General features: G+C 57.1%; 9 protein-coding genes. 6 read left to right on the top strand and 3 right to left on the bottom strand.

Annotated features, from left to right (window positions below):
- Positions 1 to 35 precede the first annotated feature (35 nt).
- From ASTEX_RS20765 to ASTEX_RS01220, 5 genes are read left to right on the top strand one after another with little or no spacing between them, the layout of a single operon-like run.
- A complete protein-coding gene (locus ASTEX_RS20765; RefSeq protein ID WP_245532515.1) occupies positions 36 to 179 on the top strand; it encodes a hypothetical protein in 144 nt (47 codons plus the stop codon).
- Positions 152 to 439, top strand: a complete 288-nt coding sequence (locus ASTEX_RS20760) for an IS66 family transposase (protein WP_342626496.1) — start codon at positions 152 to 154, stop codon at positions 437 to 439. The genes ASTEX_RS20765 and ASTEX_RS20760 overlap by 28 nt, the downstream gene beginning before the upstream one ends.
- Positions 327 to 1,355, top strand: a complete 1,029-nt coding sequence (gene tnpC / locus ASTEX_RS20755; protein ID WP_342626490.1) for an IS66 family transposase — start codon at positions 327 to 329, stop codon at positions 1,353 to 1,355. Before ASTEX_RS20760 ends, tnpC begins: the two co-directional genes overlap by 113 nt.
- Positions 1,315 to 1,611 (top strand): transposase domain-containing protein, encoded by a 297-nt coding sequence (locus tag ASTEX_RS20750; RefSeq protein WP_425358993.1) that lies wholly within the window; start codon positions 1,315 to 1,317, stop codon positions 1,609 to 1,611. The genes tnpC and ASTEX_RS20750 overlap by 41 nt, the downstream gene beginning before the upstream one ends.
- Complete coding sequence (locus ASTEX_RS01220; RefSeq protein WP_013477783.1) at positions 1,611 to 1,937, top strand: hypothetical protein; 327 nt, start codon at positions 1,611 to 1,613, stop codon at positions 1,935 to 1,937. The genes ASTEX_RS20750 and ASTEX_RS01220 overlap by 1 nt, the downstream gene beginning before the upstream one ends.
- Before the next feature lie 304 nt (positions 1,938 to 2,241).
- Here the strand turns inward: ASTEX_RS01220 and ASTEX_RS01215 are convergent, their stop codons facing one another.
- From ASTEX_RS01215 to ASTEX_RS01205, 3 genes are all read right to left on the bottom strand, one after another.
- A complete protein-coding gene (locus ASTEX_RS01215; protein WP_013477782.1) occupies positions 2,242 to 2,901 on the bottom strand; it encodes a flagellar hook assembly protein FlgD in 660 nt (219 codons plus the stop codon).
- A gap of 7 nt (positions 2,902 to 2,908) precedes the next feature.
- Positions 2,909 to 3,850, bottom strand: coding sequence for a hypothetical protein (locus ASTEX_RS01210; RefSeq protein WP_013477781.1), 942 nt, complete (start codon positions 3,848 to 3,850; stop codon positions 2,909 to 2,911).
- A gap of 112 nt (positions 3,851 to 3,962) precedes the next feature.
- Positions 3,963 to 5,342, bottom strand: coding sequence for a flagellar hook protein FlgE (locus ASTEX_RS01205; RefSeq protein WP_013477780.1), 1,380 nt, complete (start codon positions 5,340 to 5,342; stop codon positions 3,963 to 3,965).
- A gap of 498 nt (positions 5,343 to 5,840) precedes the next feature.
- Between ASTEX_RS01205 and ASTEX_RS01200 the strand changes: the two genes are divergently transcribed.
- On the top strand, positions 5,841 to 13,343 hold the full coding sequence (locus ASTEX_RS01200; protein WP_013477779.1) for a beta strand repeat-containing protein: 7,503 nt from the start codon (positions 5,841 to 5,843) through the stop codon (positions 13,341 to 13,343).
- Positions 13,344 to 13,367: the final 24 nt, after the last annotated feature.

The raw sequence follows: 13,367 nt of genomic DNA, 5'->3' as shown, positions 1-13,367 counted from the left end.
CTCGTAAATCGGCTAGTGTTACGGGCATGGAAATCATGTCTGCCAACGCCTCTGATGAGCTTGCCGCCCTGCGCGCGCTCGTGGCTGAGCAGGCCCTGCAACTGGACAAAAATCGCATTGCGCTCGAAGCCGAGGTTGCCAAGCGGACGCCATCATCACCCTGCTTCGCGGACAATTAGAGCTGCTGCGTCATCGCGATCACGGGGCATCGTCCGAAAAGGTCGAGCGTAAAATCGAGCAATACGAGCTGATGCTCGAGGAGATCGAGGCGACGCGTGCCGAGGCTGAGGCGCGTTCGGGCAAGGACGCGTTGCCGGAGGCGGAAGATGAAAAGGCGCACCCGAAGCGCAAACCGTTGCCCGACAATCTTCCGCGTGAAGACAAGGTCTATGAGGCGCCGTGCGACTGTCCGACCTCGTGGCAGCACGTCATTCCTTAAGGCGGCGGATAAGGTCGTCGAGGTCATGGAGCATGTTCCGGCCTCGGTGAAGGTCGTGCGTCATATCGAAAAGCGCCTGATCTGCAAGGACTGCGACACCACGGTGGCGGGCGAGATGCCTAAGCTTCCGATCACCAGGGGTAAGCCCGGTCCAAGCCTGCTGGCCCACATCATGGTCGCGAAGTTCGATGATCATATCCCGCTCTACCGCCTGTCGGAAATGTACGAGCGGATGGGTATTGATATATCCCGATCCGTCATGGCCGACTGGGTGGGGCGAGTATCGCTTCTGATCGAGCCGTTAGTGATGTTGGTAAAAGCCTATGTCGTCGGAACCGACCGGATCCACACAGACGACACCCCAGTGGATGTTCTTGATCCTGGGCGAGGAACGACAGCAACCGGGAGGCTCTGGGCCTATGTCTTCGACGGCAGCGGCTACAAGGACGACCGGCCAAAGGCTGTTGCCTACTATTACAGTGCCGATCGCAAGGGTATCCACCCTGAGGCGCATCTGGCCGACTTCAGCGGCGTGATGCATGCCGACGGCTATGGCGGCTATAAAAAGCTCTATGGCAACAAGATTACCGAGGCAGCGTGTATGGCGCACGTGCGGCGCAAGTTCCATGACGTCATCAAGCTCAAAGCCTCGCCTGTGGCCCGAGGAAGCCCTGAGCCGTATCGGCGCGCTTTACGGACAGTCGAGGCGCGCATCCATGGCATGACAGCCGACGAACGGCGCGCCTTACGCCAGCAGCATGCCCGGCCGTTGCTGGATAGTCTCAAGGCCTGGATCGAGGGCGATGCTGCCGACCGTCCCGCAGAAGCAGAAGCTGGCGGAGGCCATGCGCTATGCCTTATCGCGATGGGAGGCGTTGAGTGTCTACATCGACGATGGGCGTGTCGAGATCGATAACAATATAGCTGAGAGGGCCATCCGCCCGATTGGAATCGGAAAAAAGAACTGGCTCTTCGCCGGCTCCGACAAGGGGGGCGAGCGTATCGCCAATGTGCTGACGTTGATCGAGACCGCCAAAATGCACGGCCACAATCCCGAGACCTACTTCACCCACGTTCTGACGGTGATCCGAAACTATCCGGAAGAGCGGCTGCATGAACTGCTGCCGTGGGTCATGGCACCGGCAAAACCAGCATCAGGGGTGGCCGCTTAATGGCGCGCGCGACTCGCGTCTTTACGACCAAAGCCGTCGCGGACCTCCTCGACGAGGACATCGAACTCATTGAAGAGATCGCGTGCAATCCCGACAACATCGACTACGGCGAGATGCTCCATATTTACGACGGGTCCGAACATGGTGCGACCGGCTTTACGGACCGAGGCATCCAGTGCATCGAAGAAATGCTTGAGGAGGCCCGAAACTGGGACGGCGGGCTACGCGGCTTCCTCGTGGCAAATCACTCAGAGCCAGAGGCTATCGAGCGCATAATGGCCAAAGAGCAGGCGCGAATCGAAGCCCAAAGCCAAGAGAAGCCGTAAAATCAGTTCGCCGAACGCTTACTCTTGATCAGATCGTTAAACCTGCGCATGCGCTGGTGAACCTGGCCACGAAAATGGGGTGGTCGTTTCTGGAGACGACGCTGGGCGCGGTCTATGCCGACAGATGTGGCTGCCCACCTCTGACGACGCGGCGGTGATGGCTTGCTTTTCGTTCAATACGCGCAAGTCGTCGAAACACGCGCGACGGCCTCAAGGCGCGCCACCGCATAAGTGCCCAGAACGTCGCTTCACTCACATCATTTCGCGGCTGTTTCGCAATATACTGGCCAGGATCTGCACACAGTCAACTCGCGACCGACGTCACATCGGACAAAGCGACCTTATTGGTTCCAACCCCAAGAACAACCTCCCCCTCTTCTTCCGAAACAGAGGTGACTGTCCCAGTCACCGTGACGGAGTGGCTAATGGCGTTGCCAGAACCGTCGAGTGCCTCGATGGTGAGATTATACAGCCCTTCATCCGCTGTGGCACCCGTCGATGTCGTGCCATCCCATCCAAACTCGTGCTTGCCAGCAGACGTCCCGGCCGACGAGTCCTTGTACACAATATTGCCATCTGAGTCAGTCACCGTAACAGTGACTGACGAAGCGTCCGAGCCAAGTGTGTAGTCCCAAGTGGCAACTCCGCCGGAAAGCGTGGTTGTGTTAGTGTCGGCCGTAATGGATTTTCCGATATAGTTTACGGCACTCGACAGGCTTCCCCCTGACTGGGCGACCAGAGTGGACAGATAGTCGTTGGTTTTTATCTGTTGCTCTACGCTCGAGTACTGCACCAACTGGCTCGTCCATTCGGTGGAGTCCATTGGGCTTAACGGGTCCTGATTCTTTAACTGCGCCGTCAGAAGACTGAGAAAGGTTTCATAGGTCGTGCCAAGTGAACTTGTCGCTGCGGATGAAGCGGAGCTGGTGGTTGAGGCGGTTGAGCTACTGACTGAAGTGACCATGATGTCCTCAGCAACTCACAGCCTGACAAGGTTCTTCCCTGTCAGAATAAACGGGTTGTAGATTTCGATTGAGCGGGCTTAGCACGCCAAGCGACAGGAGCGTCTCCTCGCCGGCGGTCTTCATTACGCTGTATATGACCCGCTTTTCCTCAGACGTAAAAAAGGCCTCACCGCGCCCTTCAATACCCACATTGATACGGACGGATGATTTGAGGGCCTTTACCCTTTCGTTAACCTCAGAAATAAGGGCCTCCGGGTAGGTGTGGCCTGGATCAATATGACGCATGAGCTCCGAAATCAACGACACGGGCTGATCAATGAGATCCCGATAGCGGAGCCACAAAGGTGCGGGCGCGCCCCGTTCGACGCAGCTATGCGCATAACGCAACCACGCTCCGTAAAAGCGCGCGTAACGCGCAGGCATGACGTGGACCAGCATGTAACGACGCGTCTCTTCGGAAAGTTCGTGCCAGGGCGTACCCAGCTCACTTGCGCCATCAACTTCATCCGGATGCCTTGCATCACACATGTTTTTGGCACTTAAGAGGGTGTCGTAAATGTTCCGTGTACCGATCACGATCGGAATCTCGAACATTTCAGCGATTTCGACAGTGTGGCTGCTCGGGTAGAGGTGCAGATGCATTACCGCAGCCAGCGGCCGCTCTTCACGTACGATATGCTGCTTCAAAATAGACGGGAAATATAAATCGTGCAGCAAGCATTCGTTGGCAAACGCTCCGCGGCTGAGAAAACTATTATAGTTTATGGATAATAAATTTGTCACGACAGTTCTTAGGAAAGTGCCCGCCACTTTCGGAGGGAATGCCATCAGACACTGTACGTTATCCGTAGACAGAATTTTAACTATTTCTTTGACTTCGGACTGAAATTTTCCTTCCGGGCCGGGCAAAGCATTTTGAATTTTGTATACAACCTCATTGTAATCCATTTATAATCTCCTTTCTTTGAATTATAAATGAATTACTTGTTCCACTTTTGGCGATTTTAATTCTTATTTGAAAAGTTTTTTATATAATCTTTCTTATTAGAAATAAAATTTACTATCTCTTTGACTCGATAACAGTCTGCATCATTTCGTCAGACGTTGTTATGATTTTTGAAGCCGCCGAATAGGCGCGTTGAATAGTGATCAGACTGGTGAATTCAGACGACAAATCGACTGTCGAGGCTTCCAGAGACGAAGACGCCAGAAGACCGGCGCCACCTGAACCGGGCGTGCGTAACGTATAGCTGCCGGACTCACTGGATAAGGCATAGACATTCCCCGACTTTGCCGTCAGGCCATTGGCGTTGACGAAAGTCGCAACCGGAATTTGAGCCAGAACGCGGGATGTGCCGTCTTCGTAGATGGCATTGACCGTTCCGTCGTCTGCAATTGTCACGTCGCTAAGGTCGCTGAAAACTGTGCCGTCGGCCTTAATGCTTTTTACTTCCGACGTCGTGGCGTACTGGGTCAGACCGCCCTGGGTATCGTCAAATGAGAGGCTTAGGCTTTGGGCGGCCGCGCCGGTTTCCGATGTCCAGCGTAGAGCGCCCGTTTCATCACTCGAGGCGGCAATGTCTATCTTGATCTGCGACAGGTCTTCTGCACCAAAAAAAGCCGCCAGACTGTCTTCATTGAGGGTGCCGTCTTCGTTAAAGGTGATCGTCCCGCTCTTAATGATGTTTCCCTCGGAACCGTAACCTCCGGTGACATCGTCTGACCACAACTCGGCCGTCCATTCATTCGTGGTTTCGCTTTTGAGAACGGACAAGGTGAGGGTATGTTCCTTGCCTAGGCTATCCGAGACGGATATGCCGATCTCAAAGTCTGGCTCAACGCCCGTCTCTTCATCCTCATCATAGTTGGCCATCGAAAGCCCGGTGGAAATATCATATTCGCCCGCATAGGCCTCGGTTGCACTATTGAGATTCGCCGCCAGGCTGATGCTGGTGGTCGCCGTTGGCGTGTCGCTGCTGGTCGGGATTTTGATGGCAGACAGGTCGCTCACCGAAGAGGCGGCGGTCACGTTTCCTGAACTGTCAGCCTGCCAGCCTTGGAGGTAATAACCGGAACTATTGACAAGGTACCCTTCGTCATTGACCGAGAAGGATCCATCGCGGGTGTAATAACTACCGCCCGATCCGTCTGCCCCTTCACTGACTACAAAAAACCCGGATCCGTCGATAGCCAGATCCAGCGATGAGGTCGTCGTCTGCAAAGCCCCGGCCTCCGTGATGGATAAAGCGGTCGAAGCGCTCACCCCGCCGCTCGAATAGGTACTGCTCCCCGAACTGCTTACGTTGGCTGCAAAGCTTGTTGAGACGGACTTATAGGCTGTCGTATTGACATTGGCGATATTGTTAGAAATGGCCGCTAGCGCCGTCGAATTGGCACTCAGCGCAGACACCCCGGACAACATGGCGCTCGATATGGACATAACACCTCCAACAGGTCGCATGCGCCGGTAAACAGCCACTCCAGGTACCCGGAAGGTTTAAGGTAGCGCCGTAAAGCGGATGCGATTCAGGATAGACATCACGCGGGCCCTCATTCTGTCGGGCCAAACATCACAAGTTAAAAAGCAAACCGTTGTTCGCCAATACTTTAAAACCTGAACCCAATCTGGTTAATCATTAATTAATTTTAAAATATAACAACAAGCTCATAAAAGTGTTTATATTGTTTCAAGGTGGAAATACATGTAATGATTATATTTCATTCTGTACATATTTAGTCTGAGCATACATATAATCACACGTATTGTCGAATTGCATAATTGAATACACAAATACGTCACGATTTTGTCCCATTCCTGCGAGACTAAGTCGACAGGTGAGCCCGCAAATTCGGCCCGTGTAAAACACACTCTGAATGTTCTTTTCCGATTCGGGACGCCTGAGGGATTTGCCCGCCCGAAACGAAAAACATCAAAGCCGTGGTCTCATCAATCTACACCAGCTACTCGGTCAGCCAGATCGCGTCCCTGTCAACAACGACGGTGCGCAGTCTGACCGCCACCGAAGTCAACGCCCTGACCACTACGCAGGTCGCAGCGTTCACGACCTCTCAGATCGGCGCTCTGTCGACCACCGGAATAACCGGCCTGTCCACAACGCTGATGCGCGCGCTTTCGACCGAGCAGATCGCCGCATTCAGCGTCGAGCAGATGGTCTTCACCGGCAGGCAGTTGTCGGCGCTAATAGAGGCCCAAATGGAGGCCTTTGGCGTCGATGAAATTGCGGCGCTAACCACCCAACAGATACTGGGCCTGACGGCGACCGATATAGGTGAATTGACGCCGGAACAGTTCTCGGTTCTGTCCCCGGCTCAGTTATCGGTTCTGACCACCACCCAGATGAAGGGTATCGACAGCGACCAACTTGATATTCTGAGTCAGACGCAACTGGCCGTCTTTAACTCAACTCAGATTGGTGCTTTGACGCCAACTCAGTTGCAAGGCCTCAGCACCACACTTATAGACGCGCTCTCAACGACTCAACTGGCTGGGCTGACCGCCGCCCAGATCGGTGGTATGGGGATTTCGGCGCTGGCGGCCCTGTCCGAATCCGATCTTGCAAGCCTCAGCCCTAGCCAGATTACCGGCCTAACCACGACCGAGCTTCAGGGGCTGAGCGCGACCCAGCTGTCAGCACTAACCCCTACCCAGCTTGCCGCCCTCACAGCGACACAGATGCGTGCGCTGACCGCCGACGAACTAAGTGCACTGACCGCCACCCAGCTTTCCGGCTATACCGCGACTCAGCTCAGCTACCTGACTTCCACTCAGATCAATGCCGTCAGTGCGAACTTTCTCAACACCCTGAACGACACGCAATTTCTGGGACTGACGGTGACAGCTGTCGGCGGTCTCAATACCGAGCATTTGCGAAGCCTGAGCAGTACCCGGGTCGCGGCAATCAGTTCAACGCAGATCAAAGGGCTCGCAGACACCCAACTCAACACACTGACTGCGACGCAGATGGCGGCTCTAACGGAGACCCAAATTGCGGCGCTGACGACGACACAGGTCCGCGGTCTGACCTCCACCGCTCTCACCGGGCTTACCGCCACACAACTCAGCGCACTCACCTCCACCCAGCTCAGCGCACTGGGCGAGGTGCAAATTTACAGCCTCAGCGCCACCAGCCTCAACTATCTGCGGACCGATCAGATTTCAGGTCTCAGTGCGACGGCAATCGCAGCGCTCAACACCACGCAGTTTTCCGCCCTAGAGAGCAGTCAGCTGAGAGCCTTGACGGTAACTCAAGTCCGCGCCCTGACACAGGACGACCTGACGGTGCTTAACACCAGCCAGCTTTCGGCGCTGACCTCGACACAGATCGCAGCGCTCAGCACGGTTCAGATCGGATCAATCAGCCCCACCCTGATGTCCGCCCTGACCACCACGCAGGTCAAGGGGCTCACCGCCACAGCCGTCAATGCCCTTTCGACCGCTCAGCTTTCGGCGCTGTCTGCCACCCAGATAGGAATGTTCAGCCTATCGCAGATCGGGAGCCTTGGTACCGACCTGGCGTCTGCGCTCAACGACACACAACTGACGAGCCTCAGCGCCACGCAAATCGCCGCCTTGAGCTTAAGTGCGATCTCAGGCCTCTCGGCGACCCAACTCAACGCCTTGAGAGTAACGCAACTTCGCGCCCTGACCCTAACGCAAATCGGCTACCTGTCTGAGGATCAGGTGGCCTCGCTAGACTTGGCTCAACTCAGCTACCTGACGGCAACACAGATGAAGGGGCTGGCCGCATCAGATATCTCCGCCTTGTCCAACACGCAGATCTCCGTGTTGACCTCTACGCAGTTATCGGGACTGACAGCCACCGCCATCAAAGGGTTCAATGAAGGGCAGATTGCCTCTCTGGACACCACACAGTTGCGTGCCTTGCCGCAAACGCTGATTGCCGCTCTGACGGCCACAGAAATCACCAGCCTGTCCACTTCGCAGATCAATGCCCTGCAAAGCAGCCAGTGGGGCGCCTTGACGGCCACCCAGGTTAGTGCCCTGAGCGAGAGACAGATGCAGTCGCTGAGCACAACCCAGCTGCGCAACCTCAGCACCACCCAAATTCAAGGCCTGACGATAACGGATCTGAGCGAACTGACCGCGACGCAACTGACCGGTCTCAGCGAGCGGCAGATCTCGAACCTGGCAGCAACCCAAATCGCCGGTCTGGCCATGTCGCAGTTATCGGCGCTGACCTCGACCCAAATCAACAGCCTCACGGCTACCCAGATCAAGGCCCTGACCGCCGATCAGATTTCCGCCCTGTCGCCGACTGAATTGGGGCGCCTGTCAACCACACAGCTCAACAACCTGACAGCCATCCAGATCAAGGCCCTGACCGTCGATCAGGTCGCAGGCTTGACCTCAACCCAAATTGCCGCTCTATCGACCACTGGGGCGAACGGTCTGACCGACACTCAGGTTGCAGCGCTCACTTCGACCCAGCTCAATGTGCTGGGCACCCGTCAGGTGTCCGCCCTGTCGGCCACCGCCGTCGCCGGCATGAGCGACGAACAGGTGGCAAGCCTATCCACTTCACTGCTCAAGGCTCTGAGCGTGACCCAGATTGCTGCGCTCACCACGGATCAGGTGGCAAGCCTCACCACGCTTCAGGCCAGTGCGCTTAGCGCCACCCAGATCAAAGCCCTGTCCGCCACGCAGACCGGTGCCCTAACCGAGACGCAGCTTCAGAGCCTCAGTGCCACGCAGATTGCAGTCATGAGCGCGACCCAGCTCAACAGTCTGGGGGGGGACCGGGTCGCGACCCTTTCAGTAACCCAGGTGGCTAGCCTGTCTGCTGCCTCTGTGTCAGGTCTCAGCGCAACGACTCTAACCGGTCTAAGCGTCACTCAGGTCGGTGTCCTCAACGACACGCAGATTAAAGCTCTCTCGGCTACTGGCGTCGCCGCCCTGACAACGGAACAACTTACAACCCTTTCCACCACGCAGTTACGTAGTCTTTCGGCGACCGCGATTACAGGCCTCAGCGCGTCACACCTCGATGCACTGGACACAACCGCCTTCCAGTCCCTGACGACGACCCAGTTGCGAAGCCTTACGCTCACACAGGTGGCTGAACTGAGGACAGATGATCTTGTCTCCTTATCTTCCACACAGTTACGCAGCTTAACCGCCGCCGAAATAGGAGCCGTCACTGAAACTCAGATCGCAGCCCTGAGCGGGACGATTTTGGCCGGCCTTTACACCACGCAGATCGCAGCCCTGTCCTCGACTGCCGTAGCTGCCCTTAACGCCACCCAGATTGCGGCTTTGAGCGACACTCAGATGGCCGCCCTTTCCAAGACCGGCCTGACCGGGCTTAGCGCTACGCAAATCGCCGGACTAACCGCGACGCAGCTCGGCACCTTGAGCACAACTCAGATTGCCGGACTGACCGCGACGCAGGTGTCAGGCCTGAGCGCCACCTCGCTGTCGGCCCTTTCGACGACACAACTAGGGGCGCTCACCGCAACACAAATGACGGCGCTCACGGCCACCCAGATCGCAGGTCTGACCACCACCCAGATCTCGGCTTTTTCGGTGACCGGTATCAGCGGCCTGACTGAAACTCAGACCGCAGCCCTCACCATCACTCAGATTGGCGTCCTGAGCACAAAGCAGGTCGCCGCCCTCACGACCTCCGGCATTTCTAGCCTGTCGGGTGTGCAGTTGTTGAGCCTGAGTTCGACCCAGGCGCGTGCGCTCACTACAACCCAGATTGCCAGCCTGAATGAAAGCCAGATCGCCAGTCTAGGGACGACAATTGCTGATCTGACGACAACCCAGTTTGGTGTCCTCACGGGTACGGAAGCCGGGGCACTGACCTCAGCCCAGCTTAGGGCGCTGTCCACCTCTCAACTGGCCGCCCTAACCGTTACTGCCTTTCGGGGACTAAGTGCAGATCAGATGGCCGCGCTCACAACGACCCAGATGAACGGTCTGGCCACAGTTCAAATCGCCGCCCTGACCGAAGACGAAGTGTCTCAACTGAATGCCACGACCCTAGCAGGCCTGACGACAACCCAAGTGCGCGCCCTGAGCGTTACCGGTCTGGCGGCACTGTCGGAAACCCAGATAGCGGCACTTACCACAACGCAGTTGCAGAGTTTGACCGCCACGGCCTTGTCGGGAATGACCGAAGCTCAGGCCGGCAACCTCAGCGCTGCGCAATTGGGCGCCTTGGCTACCACTCAGATCGCGGCACTGACATCCACCGCCTTGTCAGGTCTATCGACAGAAGACCTGACAATCCTGGCAACCACCCAAGTCCGCGCTCTGACGGCCACACAAATAGCCGCCCTGGACACAACCCAGATTGCCGGTCTAACCGTTACCCAGATCGCCAGCCTGACTACAACACAGCTTAAGGCTTTGAGTAGCGCAGGTGTAGGAGCCCTCACGACGTCCCAGATCGAGGCGCTGAGTACCACCCAGATTTCGGCCCTCACCGCCACAAGTCTTAGCGGCCTGAGCCAAACCCAGATCGCGACATTGTCCAGCACGGGGTTGGCCAGCCTAAGCGCGACGCAGGTCGGCGCGCTCACCACGACCCAGCTTGAGTCCCTGAGCACCAGCGCCCTGACGGGTCTGACCACTACCCAGATTTCCGGACTGACTGCCACAAGTCTTTCGGCGCTGAACGCTACACAACTGTCCGCCTTTTCAACAACCCAACTGGCCGCCTTTAGCGCCACAGCACTCGCGGGGTTGAGCGCTACCCAGATCAGTGACCTTAGTGACGCCCAGATTTCAGCCCTGACTTCAACTCAGATCGCCAGCCTGTCGGCCAGCGGCTTCAGCGGTCTATCGGCCAGCGATATCACCAGTCTCAGCCTCACCCAGATGAAGGGGGTCGGCAGCACCCAAATTGCCGCGCTGACAACCGCCCAGTTGATGGCCATGAGCCTCACCGCCTTGGCGGCCCTGACAACCACTCAGGTCAAGGGCCTAACCTCAGCCCAGATGGAAGTCTTAAATTCCAGTCAGCTTCAGGCCCTGAGCACAACCCAGCTCAACAGCCTGACGGGTACGGCTCTTTCTGGTCTAACCTCCACCCTCGCAGCCGCCCTTACCACCACGCAGGTTAAAGGCTTGAGTGCCACCCAGTTAGGGTCGCTAGGCGAAACCGCCATCAAGGGTTTGAGTGATACTCAGATTGCCGCATTGAGCACCACTCAGATCAAGAGTCTGACGGCGACGGAGGTTGAAAGCCTCAGTCAGACCCAACTCGCGGCCTTATCGAACACACAACTGGCGGCTCTGTCCACCACCGGCCTTGCAGGCCTTAGTGACGATCAACTGACCGGCTTGACTCAAACGCAGTTGGCGGCCCTCACGTCGACCCAATTATCTGGCTTCACAGAAACCCAGCTCGCTGCTCTGTCGTCGACGCAATTGGCCAGACTAACCCTGACCCAGATGCGCGGCCTTAGCGCCACCCAAATCGCCGCCATCAATCCGGACGAGATTGCAGGCCTCACATCAACTGTGCTTGCCAGCCTCTACACCACCCAGATTCAGGGACTAACCTATACAGAGATCGAGGCGCTGACCCATACGCAGTTGGCGGCTCTGACGACGACGCAGTTCTCCGCTATCGCCGCCGCAGCGATTTCAGGCCTGAGCGAAACACAGCTGCAGGGCCTCAGCGGCTCGCAGCTTGCGGCCCTGACCACAACTCAGATCACGGCTCTAAGCACCGAGGATGTGGAAGACCTGTCCGCCACTCAGATCACGGCGCTCACCACCACCCAGATCAAAGCGCTGAAGTCGACGCAGGTGGGTGTGCTGACAACGACCCAGCTTTTAGGCCTTTCGACCGCCCAGATTGCCGCCCTGTCCACCACTCAGGTCGCCGCCTTCAGTTCTACTGGCCTTGCCACGCTGACAACGGCCCAGATCCAAACTCTCACCTCAACACAGATTGCGTCCCTTTCCACCACAGGCATGAAAGGGCTCACCGCCACTCAGGTCGCCTCACTCACCACAACCCAGACCCGAGCGTTTAGTGCCACTCAGTTAGGCGCGCTGACCGCCGACGATGTGGCTGTCCTGACCTCAACTCAGTTGGGCGTTCTAACATCGACGCAGTTGGTGGGCCTCACCTCTAGCAGCGTTCTTGCTCTGAGCCTGACCCAGCTCTCGGGCCTTACCTCTACCCAATTGTCTGGCCTCAGCGCCACCGGCCTCTCTGGACTTACCGACGCGCAGCTTGCGAGCCTGACGACCACCCAGTTGCGCGGTTTGAGTTCAACACAATTATCGGGCCTTTCGACAGGCGCCATTAACGGGCTGAGCGCAACTCAGATGACTGCGCTCTCCACGACTCAGTTGCGCGGATTGACTGCCGCTCAGATGGGGGCTCTAACCTCAACAGAGCTTCAGAGCCTCAACACCACCCAGATTGCCAGCCTAACCGCAACCCAGATGACGGAATTGGCGATAACGGCAATTAGCGCTCTCAATCTTACCCAATTGTCCGTCCTCAGTTCGACTCAGGTCAGCGGCCTATCAACTTCGGCCATCATAGGCCTGACTGCCGAGCAGACGTCCGCCTTGTCGACAACGCAGATCGCCGGGCTAACCCAAACCCAGATGGGGGTCTTAAGCGCCACCTCAATCAATGCCCTGACCGACACCCAGATTTCAGCTCTCAGCATGGTGCAGTTTGGCTCTCTGTCGGCCACGGGCGTGTCCAATCTTTTGGAAGCGCACATCAGTTCCATCACCACGACGCAACTGGCTGCCCTGTCGGTCAGCGGCATCAATGGCCTGACCCCAACCGAGGTATCGGCACTGACCCTTACCCAGTTGTCGGCCCTCAGCTCAACGCAAATGGGGGCCTTGTCGACGGTGGCGATCTCCGGCCTGACCGAAACCCAAATCGAGACCCTGACCCTTACTCAGATTTCAGGCCTGACCACCGATCAGATCGGCGCATGGGCTGCAGAAGACGTCGCCTCACTGACTACCACACAGATCGCGAATCTGACGACCGAACAACTGACCTCGCTCGTACGCATGCAACTGCGCGGCCTGTCTGCGGCCCAGATTTCTGCCCTGTCCACAACGCAGATCGGGTCGCTCACCCCGACGCAGATCAGCAACTTGACCACTACTGAGATCGCGGCGTTCTCGGCCACGCAGTTCGCCGCCATAACCCCCACCCAGATGGCAGCCTTCACGGTCACCCAACTGGACAATCTCAGCGCCAGCGAATTTGCAGCCTTAAGCCCGGTCCAGCTCAGTCAGTTAACCACCACCACAATGAGCGTCCTGGGAACGACCTTCCTGTCGTCGCTCAATACCTATCAGCTTGAAGCCCTTAGCCCCACGCAAATTAGCTATTTGACAGATACGCAGCTCGCCAGCCTTTCGGCGGTCCAACTGTCTGCCATCCGCACTGCCCTCACCTGACCCTGACCTGTATCGACGAGTTCC

Source organism: Asticcacaulis excentricus CB 48, from assembly GCF_000175215.2.
GTDB classification, from domain to species: domain Bacteria; phylum Pseudomonadota; class Alphaproteobacteria; order Caulobacterales; family Caulobacteraceae; genus Asticcacaulis; species Asticcacaulis excentricus.
This window is presented reverse-complemented; position numbering and strand designations above follow the sequence as displayed.